This is a genomic window from Sorangium sp. So ce726 (assembly GCF_051521405.1).
GTDB lineage: Bacteria > Myxococcota_A > Polyangia > Polyangiales > Polyangiaceae > Sorangium.
On sequence record NZ_CP150349.1, the window covers coordinates 2,078,179 to 2,103,975 of the forward strand.

The 25,797-nt window shown below is 72.2% G+C and carries 14 protein-coding genes; 5 read left to right on the forward strand and 9 right to left on the reverse strand.

Translation table 11 applies throughout. The features are described 5' to 3' along the window. Window positions 1–6: 6 nt before the first annotated feature. Entirely contained in the window at window positions 7–1,365 is a 1,359-nt protein-coding gene (locus tag WME79_RS07875; protein ID WP_437533989.1) for an ATP-binding protein, read from the forward strand. Between the two features lie 139 nt (window positions 1,366–1,504). Then, entirely contained in the window at window positions 1,505–3,544 is a 2,040-nt protein-coding gene (locus tag WME79_RS07880) for a membrane dipeptidase (protein WP_437533991.1), read from the forward strand. Window positions 3,545–3,647: 103 nt separating this feature from the next. Here the strand turns inward: WME79_RS07880 and WME79_RS07885 are convergent, their stop codons facing one another. From WME79_RS07885 to WME79_RS07900, 4 genes are all read right to left on the reverse strand, one after another. Beyond that, complete coding sequence (locus WME79_RS07885; RefSeq protein WP_437533993.1) at window positions 3,648–4,049, reverse strand: hypothetical protein; 402 nt, start codon at window positions 4,047–4,049, stop codon at window positions 3,648–3,650. 579 nt (window positions 4,050–4,628) lie between these two features. After that, window positions 4,629–6,047: a serine hydrolase domain-containing protein gene (locus tag WME79_RS07890; protein ID WP_437533995.1), complete on the reverse strand. Its 1,419-nt coding sequence runs from the start codon at window positions 6,045–6,047 to the stop codon at window positions 4,629–4,631. 589 nt (window positions 6,048–6,636) lie between these two features. Beyond that, the gene (locus WME79_RS07895; protein ID WP_437533997.1) at window positions 6,637–7,947 is read right to left on the reverse strand and encodes an efflux RND transporter periplasmic adaptor subunit; all 1,311 of its coding nucleotides are present in this window, start codon (window positions 7,945–7,947) and stop codon (window positions 6,637–6,639) included. Continuing rightward, a complete protein-coding gene (locus tag WME79_RS07900; protein WP_437533998.1) occupies window positions 7,944–11,150 on the reverse strand; it encodes an efflux RND transporter permease subunit in 3,207 nt (1,068 codons plus the stop codon). The genes WME79_RS07895 and WME79_RS07900 overlap by 4 nt, the downstream gene beginning before the upstream one ends. A gap of 126 nt (window positions 11,151–11,276) precedes the next feature. Between WME79_RS07900 and WME79_RS07905 the strand changes: the two genes are divergently transcribed. After that, window positions 11,277–12,266 carry a LysR substrate-binding domain-containing protein gene (locus tag WME79_RS07905; RefSeq protein WP_437533999.1) on the forward strand — a complete coding sequence of 330 codons (990 nt, stop codon included), beginning with the start codon at window positions 11,277–11,279 and terminating at the stop codon, window positions 12,264–12,266. A 30-nt stretch (window positions 12,267–12,296) separates the two neighbouring features. Here the strand turns inward: WME79_RS07905 and WME79_RS07910 are convergent, their stop codons facing one another. The 4 genes from WME79_RS07910 to WME79_RS07925 all read right to left on the reverse strand — a co-directional run bounded on the left by WME79_RS07910 (window position 12,297) and on the right by WME79_RS07925 (window position 18,090). Further along, window positions 12,297–14,483, reverse strand: a complete 2,187-nt coding sequence (locus WME79_RS07910; RefSeq protein WP_437534000.1) for a substrate-binding domain-containing protein — start codon at window positions 14,481–14,483, stop codon at window positions 12,297–12,299. A gap of 305 nt (window positions 14,484–14,788) precedes the next feature. Beyond that, the gene (locus tag WME79_RS07915) at window positions 14,789–15,859 is read right to left on the reverse strand and encodes a hypothetical protein (RefSeq protein WP_437534001.1); all 1,071 of its coding nucleotides are present in this window, start codon (window positions 15,857–15,859) and stop codon (window positions 14,789–14,791) included. Window positions 15,860–16,119: 260 nt separating this feature from the next. Further along, a complete protein-coding gene (locus WME79_RS07920; protein WP_437534002.1) occupies window positions 16,120–17,178 on the reverse strand; it encodes a hypothetical protein in 1,059 nt (352 codons plus the stop codon). Between the two features lie 324 nt (window positions 17,179–17,502). Beyond that, complete coding sequence (locus WME79_RS07925; protein ID WP_437534003.1) at window positions 17,503–18,090, reverse strand: hypothetical protein; 588 nt, start codon at window positions 18,088–18,090, stop codon at window positions 17,503–17,505. Window positions 18,091–18,521: 431 nt separating this feature from the next. Between WME79_RS07925 and WME79_RS07930 the strand changes: the two genes are divergently transcribed. Beyond that, entirely contained in the window at window positions 18,522–20,204 is a 1,683-nt protein-coding gene (locus WME79_RS07930) for a hypothetical protein (RefSeq protein ID WP_437534004.1), read from the forward strand. A gap of 93 nt (window positions 20,205–20,297) precedes the next feature. Then, on the forward strand, window positions 20,298–20,717 hold the full coding sequence (locus tag WME79_RS07935) for an EamA family transporter (RefSeq protein WP_437534005.1): 420 nt from the start codon (window positions 20,298–20,300) through the stop codon (window positions 20,715–20,717). A 3-nt stretch (window positions 20,718–20,720) separates the two neighbouring features. On the opposite strand, the gene WME79_RS07940 is transcribed toward WME79_RS07935, so the two are convergent. After that, entirely contained in the window at window positions 20,721–25,706 is a 4,986-nt protein-coding gene (locus WME79_RS07940) for a sigma 54-interacting transcriptional regulator (RefSeq protein WP_437534006.1), read from the reverse strand. Window positions 25,707–25,797 lie beyond the last annotated feature (91 nt).

Here is a 25,797-nt window from a genome sequence, read left to right on the forward strand (position 1 = left end):
CGGTCCATGGAGGCGCATAGTCTCAAGAGGGCGGAGCTGGCCAGCCTCCCGGCGTTGTCGGCGATGTCGGCAGTGTCGGCGGTGTCAAATAGCGCGCAGCTCGACGCCCTCATCACGCGCGAGGCGTTGCGGGGTGAGCGCACCGCCTCGATCGCGCGGAGCGTCTTCTGTGCGGCCCTCCTCGCGCGGTTCCTCGCCGTCGGCGGCTTGACGCCGTCAGGCTCTCACGCTCGCTCGCTCATCGAGGTTCCGCTGCTCCTCGGCGCGGTTGCCGCCTCGCTGTACGTGTGGTGGCGGAGCCGGAGGACCGATGCCCCTCCTCACCTGATCCTCGTCTCGGTCGGCCTCGACGCGCTCCTGTGCTTTCTGGCGCTGCTGCCGAACGTGCTCTGGCCCTGGGACAGCTACCCGGGAATCTTGCACCTGCCCGACATGGCCGCGCTCCTGATCACGGTGTCCGTGAGCGCGTTCCGGCTCGTCCGCCGGGCGGTGCTCCTCGCGACGGCGGCGAACGCGCTCTCCGCGCTCGTGCTCATCGCGCTCGACCGCGCGCTGAACGGCGGCCACCTCGACGCCTTCTGGGCGCCGGCGTCGCTGTTCTTCATCCTGCTCCTGACGGCCGCCAGCGCGGCGCTCCTTGTCACGATGCGCACGGTCCGCGTCGTCGAGCTCGGGGCGCGCTCCACGCTGCGCGCCGAGCGCGCGCAGCGGAACCTGAGCGTCATGCTGCACGAACACCACGACGTGAAGACCTCGCTCTCGGCCGCCCTCATCGACACCGATCTCCTCCGGCGCGAGCTCCTTCGGGTCGAGTCCGCGAGCGCCGAGCGCATGTTGCGAAAGCTGGAGCAGCTCCGTGAGAGCATCGAGGATGTCGCGTCGACCATGGGGCACATCCGCGATCGGACGATGCGCGAGCTCGACGCGCTGCGCGCGACGGCCCCCGCCGAGGTCGGCGAGGCGACCCGCGGCGCGCTCCGGGTCGTCCGGCGGCGCTACCAGGCGGTGAAGGTCGACGTCACGGATCGCGCGGAGCGCACCGCGGTCCTGTTCGCCGGGGGGCACGACGTGCTGGAGCGGGTGCTCCTCAACCTCCTCGTCAACGCGTGCGAGGGGACGGGCGAGCGCGGGGCGTCCAGCGTGACGCTGGACGCGCGCCCGCTCGGCGGCGGGCGGGTGGCCATCGAGGTGAAGGACGACGGCCCCGGGTTCCACGACGCGCCGAGCCCGAAGCCGGGCGGGTCCGGACAGGGGCTCGGCTTCGTGGCCGGCATGGTGGAATCGAGCGGTGGGCTCGTCCTGCGCGCCAACCTCCCGGAAGGCGGCGCCAAGGTCACGATCGAGCTGCTCGAAGCGCCGGTGTGACGGCGGCGCGCACGGCGCGCGGACAGGGTGGCAAGAAAATTTGCCCTCATCGCGCCAATGGCCATGCGGTACCACTCGGTGGCGAAGTGGGTATTCGCATGGACTCCGTCGCTCGTAAACCTCTGAAGGATAACTCGGCATGAAGAAGACCAGACCAATGACAGGTCCTGCATTGGCTCCCACCTGGGCTGCGATCGCCGCGGCCGCGCTGACGTTCGCGGCCTCCGGCCCGGCGAGCGCGCAGGCGCGGCGTTCACCGATCTTCGATCCCGCGCTGAACGCCCCCGGCCGACCGCTGCGCGGGTTCGCCGATCTCCACACCCACCCGATGGCGCACCTCGGCTTCGGGGGGCACGTGCTCCACGGCGCTCCTGACGCCGACGTGCTCATGGCGCCGGGGACCATCTACGATCCCAGCGGTCAAGGCCTGTCGGGCGCCACGTGCAATGCGTCAGCGCGGCGCGCCGCCAGCATCGCGGAGGCGCTGGGGACCAGCTACAGCACCCACCGGGGTCACGATTTGCTCACGAACAAGTGCGGGAATCACGTCCGCCAGCTCGTGCTCGGGGAAATGGCGAAATCCCATGACATCCGCTCGTTCGAGGTCGAGCGCCCCGTGGGTTATCCGACGTTCGCGCACTTCCCGGCTCATAACGATATCCTGCACCAGCAGATGTGGGTCGACTGGATCCGGCGCGCGAAGGAGGGTGGCCTCCGGGTGATGGTCGCGCTGGCCGTCAACAGCCGCACGCTCGCTCACGGCATCGAAGCAAACCCGCCCATCGACGACAGGGCGTCGGGCAACCTCCAGATCGAGGAGCTCGTCCGCTTCGTCGGCAAGCACGACACGTGGATGGAGATCGCGCGTTCATCCGCCGATCTCCGGCGCATCGTGGAGAAGAACAAGCTCGCGGTGATCGTCGGTGTCGAGCTGGACGACATCGGCAACTTCGTGTGGAACAAAGCGTCGCCCACGGAGGCCCAGATCCGCGCGGAGATCAAGCGCCTCCACGTCCTCGGCGTGCGCTACGTGTTCCCTGTCCACCTGACCGACAACCTCTTCGGCGGCACCGCCGCCTACGAGGACGAGGTAGCGCGCGCGAACCGCTTTCAGACGGGGAAATGGTGGGACCTCGAGTGCTCCCGCGGAGAGGGCATCACGAAGCAGATCCAGTCGGGGAACGACCTCTTCAAGCTGATGAAGCTCGGCGACGCCGGCGGTAGCATCCCGCTTCCGAGCTGCCAGCCGGGTGAAGGCCACAAGAACCGGCTGGGGCTCTTGCCCATGGGCCGCGTCGCCATCAACGAGATGATGAAGCTCGGGATGGTCATCGACATCGATCACATGTCGCAGCGGATGGTGAGCGACGTGCTCGCGCTCACCCGAACGACGCCCGGCGGCGCGTATCCGCTCGTCTCGGGGCACAACGGGCTCCGCGGCTCGAGCGGCAACGAGAACGGCCGGACCAACGCCCAGTACACGGAGCTCGCTGCGCGCGGCGGGCTCGCGGGCGTCGGCTTCGGCGACTCCGATGCACGGACCTTCCTGCGGAACGCGGCCGCCGTGGCGGCGATCACGTCAGGCGGCAAGCCGCTTCAGATCACCCTCGGCTCGGACATCAACGGGATGGTCGTCATGCCGCGCTCTCCCGAGTGCCAGGCGCCCCCGGACCAGGTGGTGACGGTGCCAGGCGACGCCTGGAGCCACCCGCCCGCGCAGCTCCGGTGTACAGGGGGCGAGATCGACGTGCGCTCCGCGCGCATCGGCTGCCTCGACATCCAGACCAGCGGGAATCTCACGAGCCTCGTCGGCCGCACCTGCAACGACAAGGCGTCCTGCTCTTACAAGGCGCCGACCCCCGACGAATACAGCCGCGCCGGCGTCCAGGCGGCGACGCGCGCGTTCTGTACGCAGGCCATGGAGATCGTGTACCGATGCGTCGATCCGGCGGCCGAGGCGTGCGTCGATTACTCCAGCTTCCCCAGGGCCCGGATGGGGAGCCGCTCATGGGATTACAACGAGGAGGGGGTCGTTCACGTCGGGCTCTTCCCGGATTTCCTCAAGCACGTCGAGGCGCTTCCGGGGGGCGAGCAGCTCATCGACCGGCTCTACAGCGGAGCCGAAGGCTTCGCCCAGATGTGGGCGAAGGCCGAGACGGTCGGCCGCTCCGTCCCCTGATCTGTGCACGTCCGGCCCGGGGTTGGGGCGACCCGACCCGGGTTGGCCCTGCGCGGCAAAGCCGTGCCGCGCGGCCGACCTGGGTCGGGCCTTGGTCCCGCTGCTACTGGCGCATCCACGCCACGAGAAACTTGGTCGTGTTCGCCCCCGGGTTGAACGCGTCGCCCTCGCGGATGCTCGCCGAGAACTCGATGGTTCGGGGCCCCGTCTGGGACGCGCTGAACCCAACAGCGCCGTTGTGGCCATCGATCTGCACGGTGATCGTGCCGGCGACGATGTCCGTCGCGCTCGTGATCCTCTTGAAGCAGCCCCGCGTACCAGGCCAGCCGCTGTTGCAGGTCACCGACGTGAGGCCGATCTGGAGCGCCTGCTCCGCCTCTTCCACGGTCTCCTCGCTCAGGTCCTCGTCGCTCAGGGCCTCATCGCCCTCCTGCGCGATGCAGCCCGCGAGCGCCATGGAGGCGAGGACGGCGATCATCCCACTGAACTTCGTGAGAAACCTCATGCCTCGGCCCTTCCCGCTCGACCGAGCTCGCCGGTCATCTTCGGGTCGGGCCATGGTGCAGCCGCCCTGGCCTTCGAGGAGTGTGCCTTGTTCGCTCTTGATGTCGTGTGTCATGCTCTGCCTCCATTCATGCTTTCGGTATCTGTCGCTGCAGCGGAGCCGCCGTTGCGTTGCGGAGCTCGTACGAGGACCGTGATCTGGTACGGAGGTAGTACCGCACGGTCAGAGATGCGATAAGGGCAAACGTTCTTGCCCCACCTGGCAAATTTCTTTGCCCCCCGAAGGTCAATGCATGGCATATCAGCCACTCGCGGCGTGCGCTATCGCGTGGGCCCGGAGCGCGCCGCACGAGGAGGCGGTGGCCCGGCCGCAGCTAGAGGGACAAACGGATTGAAACCTCGAGAAAAAGCAGGGATTTCACAGGGAGGCGAGGAGGCGGGGAGCGAGAGATTCTTTTTTTTTCTTCCTCCCCGCCTCCCCGCCTCCCTGTGAAAATTCTCCGGGTTTCAACAGGATTGGTGTTCTAGGCGATGCGCGTCGGGGCGCGGTTCGGCCCGCGCGTCGTCTCCGCGGGCCGGGTCACCAGGTGAGGGACCCGTGGACCTTGGTCATGACCTCGTTGGCCCGGATGTCACCGAGCATCCAGTCGAACTCCTCCCAGGAGATCTTGCCCGTCACCGGGTCGACGGTGAAATGGTCGAACTTCGGCAGCCCGTGGTTCGTGAGCAGGATCGCGAACATCCCGCGGCTCGGCTCAGGATCGAGCACCATGAGCGTCCCTGCGGCGCCTGTCTTGCTGTAGGCGACGGTCGATGTCGACTCCCCGCCGGGCCACATGCCTCCGTCCCACATCTCCCAGCCGTACCCCTTGCGCGAGTAGAGCAGGTTCTCGGAGTACGTCCAAGCCGACCTGTTGAGATGGAGCGAGCCCGTCTGGTTCGTGGTCATGTCGAGCACGGTCTGGGCAGGGAGCATGGAGTTTATGCAGATGTTGAAACGGGTGAGGTTGCAGCTGTAGATGTGCTTGCCCCGGTTCAACATCATCTGGGCGAACTTCGCCAGATCGCTCGCGGTCGAGAACAGGCCGTCGCACCCGGTGAGGTGCTCGGCCGGGTCCGGGCCGTCCCCTTCGAGGAAGTAGTCGGTCTCGTCCTGCACCTCGCCCCGGAGATACCGCTCGCGCGCCGCGGACCACGCCGTGCCGACGAAGCGGTCCTCCTTCTCCGGCATGTTGAGCCACGGCTGAAAGCCTGTGTCCGTCATTTGCAGCGGGGTGAAGATGTAGGTCTTCATCAGGTTCTGGAGCGAGTCGCCGCCGACCGTCTCCAGCACGTGGCCCAGGATCCGAAAGCCGAGATCGCTGTAGACGACCTTCGTCCCCCGCGGGTGGGCCAGCGGCGCGTCGAGCATCGTGTGCCAGGGGTCGGCGTCGTCGAAGAGGCCGTTCGGATTGCTGTCGTCGAAGTAGTCGACATTCTCCCCCGATACATAGCTCATCAGATCCCTGATCGTGACAGAGCTCTTGTTGTTGACCGAGGAGACGGCGAACTCCGAGAAATACGTCGCGACCGTGTTGTTGATGTTGAACCCCGGGTAATCCCCGGACTCTTGCATTCTCATCGCGAGAAAGACGGTGAACGGCTTGGTCATGGACTGGAGATCGAAGATCCCATCGAGCGGCATCGGCACCGATGGCATGCCCGGATCGTCCTCGTTCAGGCCGTCCCTCGTCCCCACGGCGGTGTGGAGCACGATCCGGCCCCGGCGGGCGACCAGGAGGACCGCGCCGTTGATATCCCCGTCGTCGACCGCATCCTCCAGCTCGTTGACCGCCTGGTCGAGGAGGACGCTGGACAGACCCACCGACGCCGGTGTGCCAGCGCGGAGGGGGAAGATTCCCACCGACAGAGGGTACGTGTCCTGAGCGTGAGCCGGGGGCGCCATACCGACGAAGGCGGCGGCCGCGGCTCCACAGAAGATCAAGCTACTGGCTCTCATGTTCGCGATTCCTTCCTTGAATGGTGCTGCAGCCTCAGCACAGCGCGGGGCGGGGCGAAGGGCTATCGGGGTCATCGGCTGCGGTCCTGGAGCGCCTCTTCGCCCGCGCCCCGTCAGGCGCTTATCCACCCTTCGTGCCAGCGGGCCGCACAGCGCTCCGGAGAGCAGCGCACCCCGCGCGGTGCGCGCGGCGTGGTGGCCGCGACGGCGGTCGCGCGCCCCTCAGGAGCGGCCGTGGCGCCGCCTGGAGCCCGCGGAAACGCGTTGCAACTCAGCCACTTGCGAGCTCATGACGCCTCCGGCAGCGCCGCGCCGGGCGCCGCCTCCGCCTGGCGCGGCGCCGCTCGCGAGGAAGAGGGGAGTGGCTCGGCGCGCTGCTGCGCCGCACGAAGGCACGCTCGCGGAGGCGTGACATCGTGACGTTGTCACGGCGTGACATCGTGACATCGGCACGGCGCGACATCAGAATCTTGGCGTCTTCTGGCGTCCTGGCGGCCCCATCATGGCCGCAGGATGGGGTAAGTACCCCACCGCCCGGCGTTCTTCAGGGCGCCGCCTGCCCAGGAGCTCGACGCGAACGAGGCTGACGTCAGCGGGTAGGTCCGCCCGGAGGCGGGGGCGGCGGCCCTTCAGGGAGGATCTCGACGGCCATCCCCTCGCTCAGCTCCGCGCTCGCGAGCTTCACGATCCGTTCGCTCCCGTCGAGCCCGGTCGACACCTGGATCGTCGCGCCCGTGTCGCGCTCGACGACGATCGGCGCGAAGCGGATCCTGCTCCCGGGGTCGATGACGGCCACGCGGAGCCCCTTGGCGTCGTTGTAGAGCGCCGTCGCCGGGATCTCGAGCACGCGGTGCGGCGTGGGCAAGGTCAGCGCGACCTCCGCGTACATGCCCGCGAGGAGCCGGCCGTCGGGGTTCGGCACCCGCACCTCCGTGTTCATCGTCCGGGTCGCCGCGTCGAGCGCGCCGGCCGTGCGCGCGATCGTGCCCTGGAACGGCTGCCCCGCGAACTCGCGCACCGTGACCTTCGCCGGCGCGTCGACCCGCACGCTGGGCGCCACGTCCTGCGGGACGCCCACGAAGACGCGCACGGGGTCGGTCGCCGCGATGGTGAAGAGCGGCGTCCCGTTGCCCGCCGTGACCAGCGCCCCGCGCTCGGTCGTGCGCGAGGTGACCGTCCCCGCGAACGGCGCGGCGACCTTCGCGAACTTCTTCTGATCCAGGATGCGCTGGACGTTCGCCTGCTGTGCGGTGATCGCCGCGCGCGCCACGGTGACGCTCGCCTCGGCGACGTGCGCCTGCCCCTGCCGCTGCTCGAGCTCCTCCTGCGGCGCCACGCCCGCGGGGACGAGCTGCTCGTAGCGCTTCACGCTCGACCTCGACAGGTCGCGGTTGGCCTCGGCCTGCACGAGGCCGGCGCTCGCCTGCACGAGCTGCGCCCGGGCCTGCGCGAGCTCCTGATCGAGCTCGGGCGTGTCGATCTCGGCGAGGATCTGCCCCTCCTCGACCTTGTCGCCGATGTCCACGGTCCACTTCCGCACGTAGCCGCTCACGCGCGGGTAGACGACCGTCTCGGCGAGCGGCTGGATGCTCCCGGGCAGGACGAGCGCCCGGTCGCTCGACACCGGCTGCGGCGCGACGACCCCCACGCGCGGGGCCGCGCCCTCGGCGGCCCGCGCGCCCTGCTCGAGCGCGGCGCGGGCGTTCCGGCGGGGCAGGTAGGCCGCGGCGAACGCCGCCCCGAGCACGACGACGAGGCCCACGCCGAGGGCGAGGCCGCGGGTCCTCGTCAGCACGGCGGGCGGCGGCAGATCGAACCCGAGGTCGTCGGCAGGGCTGCCCGGAGGCGGGGGAGGGGAAGTCGTAGGGGAGACAGGGGCGCGGCGGGCGGGGGAGCTCATAGGTCCTCTGCGAGCAGGTCTCTGGCCGGGGCCTTGTTCCGGAGGAGGCTGTACATCACGGGCACGAAGAAGAGCGTGCTCAGCGTCGCGACGAGCAGGCCGCCGATGACCGCGCGCCCCAGCGGGGCGTTCTGCTCGCCGCCCTCGCCCAGGCCGAGCGACATGGGCAGCATGCCGAAGATCATCGCGAGCGCCGTCATGAGCACCGGCCTGAGGCGCGTCATGCCCGCGGCGAGGGCCGCGGTGCCCGCGTCGCGGCCCAGCTTGCGCTGGTCGTTCGCGAACGTCACGACGAGGATGCTGTTCGCCGTGGCGACGCCGACGCACATGATCGAGCCCATGAGCGCGGGCACGCTCAGCGTCGTGTGCGTCACGAAGAGCACCCACGCGATGCCCGCCACCGCGCCCGGGAGCGCCATCAGGATGATGAGCGGGTCGAGCCACGACTGGAAGTTCACGACCATCAGCAGGTAGACGAGCACGACCGCGAAGAGGAGCCCGTAGCCGAGCCCCGTGAACGAGGTGTCCATGCTCTCGGCCTGCCCCTTGATGGTCACCTTCGTCCCGCGCGGCAGCTCGGGCCGGAGCTCGTCGACCACGCGCGAGACGGCGCCCGCGACCGAGCCGAGGTCGGTGCCGTCGACGTTCGCCTGGACGTCGAACGTCCTCGCCACGTTGTAATGGGTGATGTTCGCCGGCCCGGTCGCGCGCGACATCGACGCGACGTTGGACAGGAGCTGGGGGCGGCCGTCGCCTGTCGACAGCGGCGTGGCGTTCACGTCGTCGATGGACCCCATCGCGTACTGGGGCGTCTGCACGGCGACGAGGTACTGCACGCCGCGCTTGTCCAGCCAGTAGGTCGGCGACGTCTGCCCGCTCGACGAGAGCGAGACCAGCACGTCGCTCGCCACGTCGCGCTGGCTGAGCCCCAGCTGGTCGGCCATGGTGCGGTCGACGTCGATGCGGAGCTGCGGCCTCGCCGGCACCTGCGCGAGGTGGACGTCGACGGCGCCGGGGATCTTCTCCATGCGATCGGCGATCTTCAGCGCGACGGCGTAGGTCTCGTCCTCCTTGCCGATCGGGCCGACGACCTGGACGTTGATCGGCGCCGCGAGGCCGAAGTTCAGCACCTGCGTCGAGATGTCGGGGGCGAGGAAGAAGAACGTCGTGTCGGGGTACGCCGCGTTGAGCTTCGCGCGCAGCGCCCGGACGTGGTCCGCGGTGGGCCGGTGGTGCTCCGCGAGCGCGATGAAGATCTGCCCGTCGGCCGACGAGATCTGCGCGCCCTCGCTGAGCGACAGGTTGATGCCGCTCGCCGGGATCCCGATGCTGTCGAGCATCGTGCGGATCTCGCCCGGCGGGAGCGTCCCGCGGATGGTCTCCTCGATCCGGGCGAAGCGCCGCTCGCTCTCCTCGAGGCGGGTGCCCGGCGGGCCGCGCACGTGGAGCTTGATGAGCCCCGCGTCGACGGTCGGGAAGAAGTCGCGGCCGAGGAGCGGGATCAGCGCGACCGAGGCGGCGACGAGCGCAAGGAACGCCCCGACGAACATGGCGCGGTGCGCGAGCGCCCAGGCGAGCCACCCGCCGTACGCCGCCCGCAGCCGGTCGAAGGCGCGGTTGAACGCGGCGAAGACGCGCCCGAAGAGGCCTTGGGGGCGCGACGTGGGTCGGGGATCGGCGTTCGCCGTCCCCTCCGGTGCGTGGCCGTGCGCGTGCTCCGCCGCCTCGCGCTCGAGCAGGAGGCGCACGAGCGTCGGGACGAGCGTCCGCGACAGGAAGTACGACGTGAGCATGGCGAAGACGACCGCCATGGCCATCGGCACGAAGAGCGACCGCGCGGCGCCGGTGATGAAGGCGACCGGCACGAAGACGATGCAGATGCAGAGCGTGGAGACGAGCGCCGGGACGGCGATCTCCTGCGCCCCGTCGACGATGGCGCGGAGGAACGGCTTCCGCTGCCCGAGGTTCCTGTGGATGTTCTCGATGGCCACGGTCGCGTCGTCGACAAGGATGCCGACGGCGAGCGCCATCCCGCCGAGCGTCATCACGTTGAGCGTGTGGCCGAGGGCGTTGAGGGCGATGATCGAGACGAGGATCGAGAGCGGGATGCTGATGACGACGATGAGCGTGCTGCGCCAGCTCCCGAGGAACAGCACGATCATGAGCGCCGTGAGCCCCGCGGCGATCAGGGCCTCGTGCACGACCCCGGAGACCGCGGCGCGGACGAACACCGACTGATCGAAGAGCAGCGAGACCTTGAGCTCCTTCGGGAGCTTCTCCAGCGTGGCTGGCAGCATCGCGTGGATGCGCGAGGCGACCTCGAGCGTGCTCGCGCTCCCGTTCTTGAGGATGCTCAGGAGCACGCTGCGCTTGCCCTCCACGTGCACCATGTTCGTCTGCGGCGAGCTCCCGTCGCGCACGCTCGCGACGTCGCGGAGGTACACGGTCCTGCCGTTCACCGTCCTGAGCGGCAGCTTGCCGAGCTCCTCGAAGGCCGCGGGGCTGCTGTTCAGGATGACGGGGTACTCGTTCTCGCCCATCTTCGCCGTGCCGGAGGGCAGGACGACGTTCTGCAGCCCGAGCGCCGCGTTCACGTCGCGCGGCGACAGCCCCCAGGCGAAGAGGCGCTGTGGGTCGATGTCGACCATGATCTGGCGCTGCTTCCCGCCGTAGGGGTACGGGATCTGCGTGCCCCGGATCGTGGCGATGTCGGCGCGGATGAAGTTGACCGCGTAATCGAAGAGCTGCTGCTCGCTCAGCGACTCGCTCTCCAGCGCGGCCTGGAGGATCGGCACGTTGGAGGCGCTGTAACGGATGATGAGCGGCGGGCTGATCCCGGGCGGCATCTGGCGGATCGCGGTCTGCGAGATCGCCGTGACCTGCGCCGTGGCGGCCTCGATGCTGGCGCCGGGCTGGAGGAAGATCTTGATGATCGAGATGCCGGTGAGCGACTGGCTCTCGATATGATCGATGTCGTTGACGGTCGTGGTGAGGAAGCGCTCGTAGTTGTTGACGATGCGCTTCTCCATCTCCTCGGGGGGGAGGCCGCCGTAGTTAAAAATTACCGACAGGACCGGGATGTCGATGTCCGGGAAGATGTCCGTCGGCATCCGGGCGACGGTGAACACGCCCAGGATGACGATCAGCATCGACATCACGATGAACGTGTACGTGCGTTGAAGCGCGATCCGGACGAGCCACATGGGCCAATTCCCGTCCCCCTCCGGAGCGCCCCGGCCGGGGGTGGCGCCTGAGGGCAGGCTCCGCATTTAGGGTGCCCTTGACGTTCGTCCAATCTATTCTTTCGTATCACACGATACCTTCAAGGTATGGATCTGCGCCACCTCCGGTACTTCACGGCCGTCGCCGAGGAGCGGCACTTCGGCCGCGCGGCGCAGCGGCTCGGCATCGCGCAGCCGCCGCTGAGCCGGCAGATCCAGGATCTCGAGTCCGAGCTCGGGTTCTCGCTCTTCGATCGCTCGCGGCGGCGCGTCGAGCTGACGCCCGCGGGCGCGGTGTTCCTCGCCCATGTCCGGCGGGTCTTCGACGCGCTCGAGCTCGCGGTGCACGAGGCCCGGCGCGCGAGCGTGGGCGAGACCGGGCGCCTCGTGGTCGGGTACCTGTCGTCCCTCGCGTACAGCGGCATCACCGAGCTGGTCCGCACCTTTCGCGGGGAGCTCCCCGCGGTGGAGCTCGCGCTCCGCGAGATGCCGCCGCAGGAGCAGATCGAGGCGCTCAAGGACGGGCGCATCGACGTCGGCTTCGTGAGGGCGCCGCTCCACGACGCCCGGCTCGCGTCCGAGTGCGTCCGGCGCGAGCCGCTCCTGGTCGCCCTGCCGGCCGACCACCCGCTCGCCGCGCGGAAGCGCATCCCGCTCGAGCTCCTGTCGCGCGAGCCGTTCGTCGTGTTCCCGCGCCAGCGCGGGTCGGCCTTCTTCGACCTGGTGATGGGGCTCTGCCGCGCGGCGGGCTTCTCCCCGCGCATCGCGCAGGAGGCGCTGCACCTCGACATCCTGAGCCTGGTGGCGGCGGGCTTCGGCGTCTCTATCCTGCCGGAATCCATCAAGAATGTCGGTCGCAAAGGGCTCGCGCTGCGGCCGATCGTGGGCGCGCCGTCGACCGACCTCCTCGTCGCGTGGCGCGCCGACGACGCCTCACCCACGCTCCGGCAGTTCCTGTCGTTCGTGCGGCGGGTCGGCGTCAGCGTCAACAGGGGCAAGCCGCGCGCCGCGCGCAGCGCGCCGGGGGAACCGGGGGAAGGCGAGCGCGGCCGCCGGGCCCGCGGGGCGGCCGCGGCGGAGCCGGGCGCAGAGGAATAGCGGCGCCGACGCGCGGCGCGCGCCGGGGGCTCAGGCCCGGGGGACCCGCGGCGCGCCGAGCGGCTGCCGCCTGCGGCGCAGCGCCGAGAGCGCGCTGCCGAGGGTCTGGTGGAGCTTCATCCCCTGGAGGTCGATGCCGAGGCGCATGAACCCTTGCGCGACCTGGGGCCGCATCCCCACGACGATGACCTCGGCGCCGAGCAGGAGGGCGGCGCGGGTCGTCTTCATCAGCGACGCCGCGACCTGCATGTCGGCGAAGGGCACGCCGGTGATATCCATCAGCAGCACGTCGGCTTCCTGGCGGCTGAGCTCCGTGAGCACCACCTCGAGGACGTGGCGCGCGCGCTCCAGATCGATGGCTCCGACGAGCGGCACGAGCAGCACGCCCTGGTCGAGGGGGATGACCGGGCACCCGAGCCGGCGCACGTCGTCCGCGAGGGCGCGCTCGCGCTCGTAGGCGGCGCGCGCCTGCTGCTCCTGCTCGATCAGCGACTCGATCAGCGACGCGCGCTCGAACGCCGTGGTGAGCATCGACACCCACATCTCCATGTCCCGGTGATCCAGCCCGAGCGGGCTGCTCACCGGGGCGCAGACGGCGAGGACGCCGCGCTCCTCGCCGTCGCTGCAGAGCGGGATGAGCCGGAGGACGTGGTCGTCGCGCTGGGCGGCGGCGGGCAGCCACGCGCGGCGCGGGAACCCCTCGGCCGCGACGCGCGCGCCCGGTTCCGGCGAGACCGCCGTCGCTCCGGGGGAGCAGCTCTCGACGATCCGCAGCAGGGGATCCGTGTCTCCGGGCGCCTCCCACACGGCGAGGCAGCCCCAGCTCATCTGCACCGCGGAGAGCCAGCTCAGCTTGCTCCCGCTGCTGCCCGCGTCCGCCAGGAGCGTCTCCCGGATGACGAGGTTGATGTCGAGCAGGCCGTTCAGGTAGTCGGCGCGGGCCGCCTCGATGGCCACTCGGCCCTCCATCATGGCGCGCCGGGCCGCCCGGATGTACGCCGCGACGCGCCGCTCGGCGGCGGCGTCCCCCGCGCCGCGGAGCATCGTCTGGCCCGCCCGTTCCAGCCGGTCGACCATCTCGAGGAGCTGGTCGATGTCGGGCATCTGCTCCGCGGCCTCTCGCCAGGCCCTCTCCAGCGCCGCGGCGGCGGGGCCGGGCCTGCCCCAGACGGCCGCCTCGAGCCCGAGGACCACCTCCGTCGCCCCGGACCAGGCCTCTTCCGGCGGCGCGCTCGGCTCGAGGGCCGTCGAGGCGCTCGCGAGCGCGGCGAGCTCCCGCGCGAGCGCGCCGGACGGCGCGGCGGCGCTGCGGGCCGATGCGGGCGCGCTGCGGGCCGATGCGGGCGCGCTGGCCGGCGCAGCGGCGCTGCGGGACGACGGGGGCGCGTCACGCAGCGCCGGGACAGGCGAGCAGCCGCAGGAGCGGCGCAGGACCAGGGTCGTCGGCGCGATGTGCCCCGCGCAGGGGAGCTCCCGTCCGGCGAGGAGGTCGATGAGCAGCTCGCCGGCCGTCCTGCCGAGCCGGTCGAACCGCTGGCGGACCGTCGTCAGCGGCGGCGAGGCGTACCGGGCCGCCTCGATGTCGTCGAACCCGACGAGCGCGATGTCCTCGGGGACGCGGATGCCTGCCTCGGCGAACGCGTCGAGGACCCCGAGCGCCTCCTGGTCGGCCGACATGAACATCGCGGTGCAGGTGACGCCCCCTTCCAGCAGGCGCTGCACGGCGAGCCGGCCGCTCGCCCGCTCGTTGTTCGGGAGATCGAAGACGAGCTCGGGGTCGAACGGGATGCCGCGCTCCTCGAGCGCGTCCCGGTAGGCCTGAAAGCGCTGCCGGATGTCCTCGTGCGCCATGTGGCCCGCGAAGACGATCCGCTCGTGCCCGTGGTCGAGCAGGTGGCGTACGGCCGAGAGGGCGCCACCGTGGTTGTCGGGCAGGACGTAGGGACAGCGCCCGTCCCCGGCGCGCGCGCTGAGGGTCACGACGGGCCGGCCGTCGTCGAGGAAGGGCCCGAGTTCCGCCGCGTCGATGAGCGCGATCCACCCGTCGACCTGGTCTCGCGCGAGCCGCAGCCTGTGGACGTCTCGCGGGGACGCCCGGATGGCGATCACCCGATATCCGGCGCGCGCGGCGGCCGACTGGATACCGCCGAGAAGCTCGCAAACATATCTGCCCCAGATGTCGGGGCACATGATGCCGATGGCTCTATCGGGAGACATGGTGGCAGGATCCTCGGTGGTCCTCAGCGCCGGCGTTCCGTCGTGCCGCGATCACAAACGCAAGCTGGTAGCACGGGGCACCCGTGTGGTCATGCCGCTCTGCGGCGCGCTCGCGGTGGGAGCGCATCCGCGTCGTCTCCCGCGTCCTCACGTCCGGCTCCCGGTCGTCGGCTGAATGGCTAGCGGCGCTGTGCGGCAAGCGGCGAGAGTATCGGACGGACGGCCTCCCTTGTCAGCTCCGTTCGATGGGTCGTGAGGGCACCTCGGCGGGCGACCTCATGGGGCCGGAGCCCTGCTGGACGATGTCATGGCCTCTCCTGTCCGGCCTCCGACGCGCACGTCTCGTCCTCGAGCGAGCACACCCTGCCTGTGCGCAGATCCACGAAGTACCAGGCCAGGGTCATGAGCATCGGGGAGGTGTTGCACGGCAGGGCGAGGTGCATCCGGACGTGCGCGCTCGCCCTGTCGACGCCCTCGGGCCGGAAGGCGACGCAGGAGGCGCCGGCGGGCCCTCGCTGCTTCAGCGCCCAGGCCCTGGCCAGGAGGACGGCTCTTTGCCCCTTCCGCTCCAGGTCCTGAAGAAAGCGCTCGATGGGTACGTAGGACTTGCCGTCGTGCCACATCGCCGCGCCGCGCCGCATATCGACGCGGAATCGCTCCGTGGCGCAGATGCGGCTCGCCGGTGAGCACGTCTCCCCGGCCCGGGCGACGAGATCGAAGACGTGGCCGTGGGACGCCTCCAGCGTGAGCGAATCGACTCCGGACCACTTCCATTCGAGCAGCTGGCCGAGCGCGGTGACCGCCGGGTGATGGTCCCTGTACCAGCTCGCCTTGAACGCCGCGTAGTCGCGGAGCTCGCCGTTGTCGTCCCACGAGAGCTCGCGCGTGCGCCTGTCGACGCGGAAGCGCGCGAGCCGCTTGCGGCCGTCGGGCGAGAGCACGGACACGTGGAGGTGCATGGCCGTCTCGTCCTCGACGTGCAGCGCGGTCGTGCCTTCCCAGGCGATGGCGTCGTCGATGAAGCGCTTCTCCAGCGCCGAGACGGCTGCTCTCAGGGACTCCTGGCGCGCCGCGAAGAACTCGCGCATCGGCCGTGGCGTGGCTTCGTCCCACCAGCGCACGGTGCCAGCGCGCCTGTCGACGGCGAACGTGGCGAACGGCGCGAGGCGCGCGCTGAACGGAGCGCACTGGACGGGGCCGCGTTCGCGCCGATGCAGCGCGACCATCGCCAGCCCGGCCGCGTCCTGCTCGGGCGCCAGCTCCCAGCACTCCGCCGGCAGCTTCTCCACGCTCACCCGCGGCGTCAGCCACGTGTCTTGATCGTCGGCCGCGCCCGATCTCGGGGCGGCGAAGAACGGGGCGAGCGCCTCCCTCACGAGGTCCGTGGCGTCGTCCGCTGGGGGGGTTGTTGGGAGGGCTGTGGCGGGGGCTGTGGGAGCGCCGTGCGTCACGGGCCGCGCTGCCGGCCGAGGTACCAAAGGCCCTCTCGCCTCGGGCGCGGGTGCCGCGCACGCCGTGAGCGCGAGCGACAGGCAGGCCGCGCAAGAGAGGGCCAGTCCGCGCAGGCGCCGCCACGCCGGCCGCGCGATCGTCGCCGCGAGCATCCTGCTTTCGACCGAGCCGCTGCCCGGACCTCTCATGGCTTCACCCTCGAAAATACGCGCTCGACGCAGCGGTCCGCGCCGTGCTTCGCCAGGAGGACGTGGGTAGTTGCGGTGGACCGGGCGAGGCCCGGGCGCGTCAGCCACAGCTCCACATCCTCGCACTTCGTGGGATCCTCCCCATCGGGGCCCCCGCACGCGCCGAGCTGCGGTGTCGACCCGAGCCCTGGCAGCGCCGCGCGCAGCTCCCGGTGCCAGCGCTCGCCCGCGGACGGCGATGCCTCTGGACAGAGCCAGCGCTCGGCCTCTGCCCACTCGAGCCCGAGCCAGGCGTACACGAACGACTCTGCGTCAGGCGCGAGGGGCGGCGCTCGACGCACGCTGTCGCCTTCCACCGTGTAACGCGCGGCGAGGGCGTCCCAGCGCGGGTACCATGGGAGGAAGCTCGGGTCGCCTGTCCAGCGCAGCGTGAAGCCTCTGGCCGACACCGCGAGGGTGTAGCCTGCCGGCATGTGGAATCGGAGGCTGTTCGCGAAGGCCGCGCGCGGGTGCAGCGGGTCTGTTCCCTCCAGCAGCACCCTCGTGGTCAGCGTCCTCCAGAGCGAGACACAGGACGACTCGGCGCTCGAGACGGCCAGCGCCCAGCGTCCCTTCGGTTGGCCCGGCAGGAAGCCGTAAGACAGCCGATTTCCCTCCGACGTCCGCTCCGACAGATCGCTCTCGTGAGCGAGCGCGAGGCGAAAGCCCGCCCGGCCCCGCTCGAAGACGTAGAGAGACGAGTCCTCGCCGCAGGGGACCGCGAGCGTGAGGAGCGCGACCCGGAGCTCGGGGTGCGCCGCGGGCTGCTCGATGCGGAGGTCGAGCAGGCTGCCCCACCGCCGCTCCTCGCCGGCGGGGCGGACGCCGAGCCGCTCCAGCTCCGCCATCGCGCGCGTGCGTGCGGCGGCCGGCGCGCCCTCGGCCGCGTCGAGCGCGCGCCCGACGACGCCTCGGAGCTCGGCCTTCAAGGAGCGGAGCAGCGCGGGAGCCCCCGCGGGGGGCGCGCTCAGCCCGATGCCGTCCGCGCTGGTGTCGAGCGCGGCGAGCGCCTGCATCGTGGCTACGACATCGGCTGGAAGCGGCGCTTCGCCCGGAGCTGGCCCTGGCGGCGGTGCCGGCGTCCTCTGGCGTTCCGCGGGCAGCGGGCGCGGTGGTGTTGAGTCTTCCTGCCGGGGCGGCGCGAGTGACCGGCGCGCTCCGGTCACGGGCAGAGCTCCGGGTGGAGCTCCTGCCGTGCAGGCGAGTTGCCAGAGCAGCGCGGCGGCCAGAACGGCGCCTCCGGCGCGCAAGCAAGGAGCTCGGGACGGGCTCGGGGACATCGGCGCAGCCTAACGCCGATCCCAGGTTTCCGATTCCTTCGGCAGCGCCTTGGTCGCGGCTCAGGCCCCGTGCGGGGACCCTTGCTCGGAATCGCTCGAAAAGAGAAACGCCTGCTGTTCGAGGATCACCCGCCCCCTGCGCTTTGGCCGGCGCGGCGGCGCCCCGGCCTCCGTCGGCTCGCCCTCGGTCCGCTCGGCGCAGCGCGGGCAGACGGCGGGCGGCTCCGGCGCCGCGATCTCGAGCCGGGGTGGCGGCGGGGGTTCTGGCGCCGCCTCGGGCTGCGGCGGCTCGACCGGATCCGCCCGCTCGATCTCGGCGCGACCGCGCGCGTGCTCGGCGGTGACCAGGGCGCGGAGGGCGCGGGCGGCGGCGCGGTGCTCGGCGGCGGCCCGGCGCAGGCGCGCGACCAGCTCCACCGCTGCCCGCGGCGGCGCGTGGAAGCGGGCGCGCTCGCGGTGCGCGCAGCCGTCGTGACCGCCGCCGCTGCTGCCGCAGTCGATGCAGATGAGATCGAGCGCGAGCGGCTCCCGGACGGCGGAGATCGGCTCGTCCGCCGCGGTGTCGTCGGGCGGGATCGCGTCGATGGGTTCCTCGGCGGACGGCAGCTCTTCGACGACGACGGCGGCGGCGGCCTTGCGGGAGCGCATGCCGATCGGCTAGCAGATCATTGAACGGATGTACAGGTGTAGCGGGTGCTCACGGCACGGTGGGCCGTCCGTGATTGGCGGACGCCCGGGCATGGCGGACCAAGTCACGAATCGGATCGGGCGGCGCCCCATCTCCTCCGCTCCCTCCACCTGGCAGTGGCAGAGACGCTCGTGACGAGGAGGCGGGGCGGAGGGCTCCACCTCGCGAGCGGAGAGAGATTCAACGCAAAGGCGCCAAGACGCAAAGACGCCAAGACGCAAAGACGCAAAGACGCAAAGACGCAAAAAGGCATGGTGTTTGTTCTTTCTTGCGTCTTTGCGTCTTGGCGCCTTTGCGTTGAAATCTCTCTCCGGATCCCTGGCTGGACTCGTGACCCCGGCGCCGTCGCGGCGCTGCGTCCGGCTGGGAGCCGACGTGGTAGCCTGCCGGCATGATCCTCCCGCTCGCCCAGAAGAGCGCGCTGCCCTGGCCAGCCCGGGGTGTCCGGCTCGCGCGCGTGGCCTTCCTCGCCGGGGCGGCCGCGGCCTTCCTCGCGCTCGGCTGCCAGGACATCCTCGGCATTCACGACGTCTCGCGCGACGGGGCCGGCGGTGACGGCGGCGCTGGCGGCGGCGCCGCCGCGTCGGGCGGAGGCGGGGGCGGCGGCGAGGTCTCCGCGCACGGCAGCGGCGGCGGCGCGCCTCGGGCGGGCTTCTCGATCGCGCTCGACCCGGCGGCGGCGCGCGTGGTGCGCGGCGGCTCGGCATCGCTCACCGTCGCCGTCACCCGCTCGGACGACTTCGCGGGCGACGTCGAGCTCTCGCTGTCAGGCCTGCCGAGCGGCGTTTCGGCGAGCCCTGTCGTGGTCCCAGGCGGCGAGGCCACCGGCGCGCTCACGCTGAGCGCGGAGCCGCTCGCGACGCTCGGCGGCGCCGCGCCCTCGCTCGTGGCCAGCGCGCCCGGGCTGGAGGACCAGGTGGTGCCGCTCTCCCTCCTCGTCGCCGATCTGCCGGGGACGCTCGATCAGTCGTTTGATGGCGATGGAATCGCGACCAGCGGAACGCCCCACGAGGCGCGCGCCATCGTCGTCCAGGAAGACGGCAAGATCCTCGTCGCCGGCATCGACGGAGACACATGGGAACTCGTGCGCTTCCTGCCGAGCGGCGCGCTCGATCCGGAGTTCGGCACAGCGGGCCTCGTCGTCGGCCAGGAGGGAACTGTCAAGTCGCTGGCCCTCCAGCCGGACGGCCGCATTCTGGCCGTGGGGACACGGAACGACCAGCTCGCGGTGGTCCGGTTCAACGCGAGCGGCGGGATCGATCAGGCCTTTGGCGCCAGCGGGGTCGCGAGGCTCGATCCTGCCTTGATCAGCGGCTCGGAGGGCTTCGACGCCGCCGTCCAGAGCGACGGCCGGATCATCGCCGCCGGCGCCGGGAAGCCGGGCAACCGCGGCATCGTCGTGCGGTTCTCCTCCACGGGCGATGTCGATAGCGACTTCGGCGGCTCGGGCCTCGTCTCGTTCGAGAACCGACCGCTGCACTCGGTCGCGCTCGGAGAGGACGGGCAGATCGTCGCCGGAGGAACCGAGCGGGACGCGGGCCCCACCTTCCTCGCGGTGCGGCTCGATCGCGACGGGGCGCTCGATCCCGGCTTCGGAACGGGCGGCATCGCCTATCTCTCGCAGACGCCGTACAACGATAACGACCTCGCCCTCGGGAGCGACGGCAAGCCGATCCTCGTCGGATACGCGCTCGACGGCGTGAACCACTATGCCTTCGCGCGCTTCAACGCGGACGGCTCGGCGGACACGACGTTCGGCGAGAGCGGCATGGTGAATGCGAGCGGCGCGGAGAAACCTTATGTGCGGGGCTACGGTGTCGCCCTCCAGGCCGACGGCAAGATCCTCGGCGCGGTCGCGGGCGGCACCCCGAGCTCGGGCATCACGGCCTCGATCCTGCGGCTCCTGCCGGACGGATCCAGGGACGCCGGGTTCGGCGCCTCGGGCGCGGCCGTGCTGGACGACCATCCGGACCAGAACTACCTCTACGCCGTCACCGTCCAGCGCGACGGCCGCATCGTGGCCGCGGGGAAGCGGTCGAACCTGGGGCTCATGGTGGTGCGCATCTGGGATTAGGCCCGTCCTCCCCCGCCGAACGGCGCCTCGACGTGCACGTGGAAGCGGGCACCTCCTGGAGGCATCGCTGATCGGGAACACCGAAGGGAAACGATGGCAACCTGGTGGATCTACGCGCTCCTCTCCGCCGTTTTCGCGGCCGCCACCGCGATCCTGGCCAAGATCGGCGTGGAGGGCGTCCCCTCCACCCTCGCGACGGCGGTCCGGACCGTCGTGATCCTCGTCTTTGCCTGGGGGATCGTCTTCGCTGCCGGCCATCACCGCGAGATCGCCAAGATCAGCGTCCGCACCGCCGTGTTTCTCGCCCTGTCGGGCCTCGCCACGGGGGTCTCCTGGCTCGCGTACTTCCAGGCCCTGAAGCTCGGCCCGGCGTCCCGTGTCGCGCCCATCGACAAGCTGAGCCTCGCGTTCACCATCGTGCTCGCGGCGGTCGCGCTTGGCGAGCCCATCACCTGGAAGCTCGCGCTCGGCGTGGGGCTGATGGTCGCTGGCGCCCTGCTCACGCTGGCCTGACCTTCACTCCTTCCGCAAGAGCCCATAGCGGGTGAGCTTCCGGTAGAGCGTCATCCTCGGGATCCCGAGGCTCCTCGACACCTCGCACACGTTCCAGCGGGAGAGCTCGAGCGCGGCGCGGATCCGCTCCTCCTCGGCGCCCTGGTACTCGGCGCGCGACCGGCCACGCGGCGCAGGCGCCGCCGCCGGCAGCTGGATGTCGGCGGCGCCGATCTCCGGGCCCGGCGAGAGCACGCACGCGCGCGAGAGCACGTTCTCGAGCTGCCTCACGTTGCCGGGCCAGCCGTACGACGAGAGCCGCCGGAGCGCGCCCCGGGACAGCCGGAACGGCGGGCGGCCCTGGCGCGCCGCGAGCTTCTCGACGATCGCCTGCGCGATCGCCGGGATGTCGTCCGGCCGGTCGCGCAGCGGCGGCAAGCGGATCTCGATGACGCTGACCCGGTAGTAGAGATCCTCGCGGAAGCGCCCCCGGGCGACCTCCTCCCGCAGATCCCGGTTCGTCGCGCAGACGACCCGCACGTCGGCCACCGAGAGGCTCCGGTCCGACCCCACCGGGCGGATCGATCGCTCCTGGAGCGCGCGGAGCAGCTTCGCCTGCACGCCGAGCGGCACCTCCCCGAGCTCGTCGAGGAACAGCGTCCCGCCCCGCGCCGAGACGAACAGCCCGCCGTGATCGCGGACCGCGCCGGTGAACGCGCCCTTCACGTGGCCGAAGAGCTCCGACTCGAGCAGCGCCTCCGGCAGCGCGGCGCAGTTCACCGCCACGAACGGCCCGTCCCGCCGCGGCCCGCCCGCGTGGATCGCGCGCGCGACGAGCTCCTTGCCGGTGCCGCTCTCGCCGGTCACCGTCACGGTCACGTCGCTCTCCGCGACGCGCTCGCAGAGCGCGAGCACCGCGCGCATCGGCGCGCTCCTCCCCGCGATCTCCGGGAAGTCGCGGCGCGCATCCGCGCGGGTCCGCTCGAGCTCGTGCGAGAGCCGCTCGATCTCGTCGGCCTGCGAGCGCATGAGCTCCGCGACCCGCCGCTGCTCTTCCTCCAGGGCCCGGGTGCGGTCCCGGAGCTCGGCCATCAGCCTGCCGTTGTGCAGCGCGACCGCGATCTGGTCCGCGAACGCGCCGAGCAGATCCGCGTCGCCCTCCGCGAACTTGCCGCGCTGGAACCGGTTGTCGAGGTAGACGGCGCCGAGCACCGCGCCGTGCGCGCGGATCGGCACGCACACGATCGACCGGAGCCGCAGGCCGTGCACGGACGCGTTCCCGTGGAACCGCTCGTCGGCCAGCGCGTCGACCGTGAGCACCGCCTCCCCGCGCTCGACCACCCGCTTCGCGATCCCGTGGCTGAACTTGAGCTGGCTCTTGCCGACGCGCTCGCGATCGAGGTTCCGCGCGACCGCGACCTCGAGCTTGCCCTTCGCGTGGCCTCCCGGTTCCGGCGACGGCGACGCGAGGATCACGAACCCCCGCTCGGCGCCGGTCAGCTCGATGGCCGCGTCCATGGCGAGGCGGAGCACCTCCTCCGCGTCGAGCGTCGAGCTCAGGCGCCGGTTCACCTCGAGCAGCTTCAGCACGAGCTCCATGCGGGCCCCCGGCGGCGCGGGCCCGCCGCGGAGCGCGGCCCGCCGGGGGTGCCGCCAGAAGACCTCGGCGAGCTCGGCGGGGAGCGTGCTCCCGATGCGCTCCCAGCACTCGAGCGCGGCCGTGCGGTGCCGCTCCGCCAGCGCCGTCGCCGACCGGAGGCGGAGCACCTCGGCGGACGCCTCCTCGTGCTTCGCGTGGAGCTCGAGCTGCGAGACCCTCGCCACGAGGCCCGCGCCCCGTTGCACCTCCGCGAGGGCCGCGTCCGTGTCGCCGCGGGCCAGCGCGAGCTCCGCGCCCGCCGTCGCGTGGCGCAGCGCGAGGTCCGCCGCGTCGGCCTCCCGGAGCAGCGCCGCGGCCTCGGCCAGCCGCGCGCCCGCCGCGGCCCTGTCCCGCGCCGCGAGCGCGACCTCCGCGGCGTGGATCACCGCCTCGCACGCCTCGCGCTTCGACCCGCGCGCCGCGTGGCCGGCGCGGGCCTCCTCGAGCAGCCGCGCCGCCTCGCCGAGCGCGCCGCGGGCGGCGGCGATCTCCGCCGCGAGCCCGAGCGCCGCCACGGCGATCTCCTCGGGGGCCCTCGGGCCCTCGGGCGCTCGCATCCGCGCGACGGCGAGCTCGGCGCGCTCGAGCAGGCCGACGTCCGCGTGGATCTTGGCGAGGTTGAAGCGCAGCGTCGCCTCGGTCCGCTCCTTGGCGAAGGCGATCGCCGCCCGGAGCCCGCGCTCGTAGCAGCGCAGCGCCGCGCCCCAGTCGCCGAGCTGGTGCCTCGCCGTCCCCAGGTTGAGCGCGGCCGTCGCGAGCAGATCGCCGAGGCCCTCGGCCTCGGCCAGGTCGAGCGCCTCCTGGAACCCGCGCGCCGCGAGGGCCGCGTCGCCGGCGCGGTAGGCGTGGAGCGCGTGGTAGCTCAGCGTTCGGGCGCGGGCGCGGGGCGAGCCCGACGCCGGCCGCAGCGCGACGGCGCGCGCCAGGCTCTGGAGCGCCCCGGTCTGGTCGCTCAGGTACCCGAGCGCGAGGCCGAGCGTCTCGGCGAGCTCCGCGGCGGCCTCGCGCGCCTCGCCGCTCGGGGGCGTGCCCTCGGCCTCGCGCGCCTCGCCGCTCGGGGGCGCGCCCTCGGCCGCGCGTGATCCGGGCGCCGCGAGCGCCGCGAGCGCCCCGTCCGCCTCGCGCCGGGCCTCGTCGTAGCGGCCGAGGCGCAGCAGGCAGCGCGCGGAGAGGCTCGCGAGCCGCCCGCCCCAGGGCCCGGGCGAGAGGGCCCGCGCGCGCCCGAGCTGCCAGAGCGCCCGCTCGACCTTGCCGAGCTTCTCGTAGCAGCGCGCCGCCCGGTACGAGAGCTCCGCGCCGACGTCGGCGGGCGGCCCCGCGCGCCTCGCCCGCGCGAGCAGCGAGAGCGCGCGCCGCGGGTCGCCGGCCGCCTCGATCGCGGACGCCGCGGCCACGAGCGTCCGAGGCGCCGGCAGAACCTCGCAGGCGGCGTCCGCCGCGCGCACCCAGGCGCGCGGCGCCCACTCGAGCATCGGCCCGGACGCGGCGAGCGCCCGCCGCGCCGCCTCGTGGTCGCCCGCGAGCACGAGCGCCCTCGCCCGGTCCGCCGCGCGCTGGCTGCGGAGCGCCGGGGCGAGGGCCGCCTCGTTGGCGCTGGCGAGGTGGGCCGCCATCGCGGCCGCGGCCTCGCGCACGACGCCCGCGTCGAGCCAGGGCAGGAGCGCCCTGGCTTGCCCGGGCTGGCCGAGGCGGAACCCCTCGCCGTCGAGCCGCGCGAGCCCCGCGGCCTCGAGCGCGTCGAGCGCCGCGCGCCCCACGCCGAGCGCGGCGGCGGCCTCGGGCCCGAGCGGATCCGCGACCGCGAGCGCCGCGAGGGCGCGCGCCTCGCCGCGGTCGAGCGCCGCCACGCGCCGTCGCCAGAGCTCCGGGGTGCCCGTCGTGTGGACGAACCTGTCGAGCTCCGCCTCGCTCAGGCTGCGCTGCGCCAGCGCGGCGCAGAGCTCCTTGAGCGCGCGCGGCCGGCCGCCGCTCGCGCGCAGGAGGTCCGACGTGCGCGCCGCCGTGGCGAGGGGCGCGGTCCAGACCCGGACCGCGTCCTCCCCGAGCGGGCCCAGCGGGAGCTCGACGACAGCGCCGCCGCCCACGTCGAGCCGCTCCGCGGAGGCGATCAGCCAGAGGACGGCGTCGGTCGGCTCGGTCGATCGAACCAGCGCCTCGAGCAGCGCCCGGTCGTGCGCGCCCAGCCTGTGGGCGTCGTCGATCGCGAGCACGCGCGGCCGGTGCGGCGCGGGCAATCCGTACGAATCCCGCACATCGCGCGAATCACGCGTTGCCCGCGCCGCCTCGCCCTCGCGCGAGCGCGCCCCCGCGAGCTCGCCGCGGGCCCCGAGCAGCGCGTCGACGCCGGCCGGGAGCGCCGCGCCGCCGAGCGCCCGGACCAGCAGCGCGCGCAGCGGATCGTCGCCGCGGGGCGCGCCCTCGACGACCTGCGCGCTCAGCTGCGCGCGCCACTTGAGCTCGCGGAACAGCCGCGATTTTCCCGCGCCTTCCTCGCCCGTGACGATCACCGCGCGCGGCCCGCGCTCGCCGCGGAGCAGCGCCTCGAGCGCCGCGCCGAACGCCTCGACCTCGCGCTCCCGGCCCACGATCTCGCCCGGCTCGCTCACGACAGCGGGCGCGCGCCGCGGCAGGCCGCCGGCGGAGAGGGCCTCGAGGACCTCCTCGACCCCGGAGGGGCGGCTGGCCGGATCCTCCGCGGTGAGCCGCTCGGCGAGGCGTTGAACGGCGGCGGGCGGCGCCCCGGAGAGGAGCGGGAACAGGGCCTCGAGCGTCCGCCCCACCGCGAAGAGATCGGAGCGCGCGCTCGGCGGGGCCCCCCGGAGGAGCTCTGGCGCGAAGAACCGCGCCGTCCCCGAGAGGTCCCCCGCGTCCGCGCGCATCCTCCGCGCCGCGCTGAGATCGATGAGCACGCCCGCGCCGTCGTCCCGCACGAGGACGTTCTCGGGCTTGAAGTCGCCGTGGACGATGCCGGCGCCGTGGAGCCACCCGAGCGCGTCGAGCGCGTCGAGCAGCACGGGCAGGGCCGCGCGGAAGGCGCGCCCCCGCGCGTGCTCGGCCAGCGTCCGGCCTCGGATGAGCTCCGTCGTGACGTACGTGAGCGGCTGGCCCGGCGCGCCGCCGGCCGTCGTCCGGGCGAAGTCGTACGCGCGCGGCAGGCGCGGGTGAGCGCAGGCCGAGAGCAGCGAGAACTCCCGCCGGAACGCCTCGAGCGCGCCCGCCGAGCCGAAGCTCAGCGATTTCATCGCGACGTCGCGATCGAAGAGCCGGTCGCGCGCCTCGTAGACCGAGGCGAGCCCGCCGCGCCCGAGCGCGCGCACCACCTCGTAACGGCCATCGACCACGGCCCCTGGCGCAATGCCGTGGTGTACCATCGGTACAATATGATACAGAATGGTACAACAAGGGGCCACGATTTCCGCGGAACGCCGCGGCTCGCATTGGCGCGACTCTTGAACAGAGGGG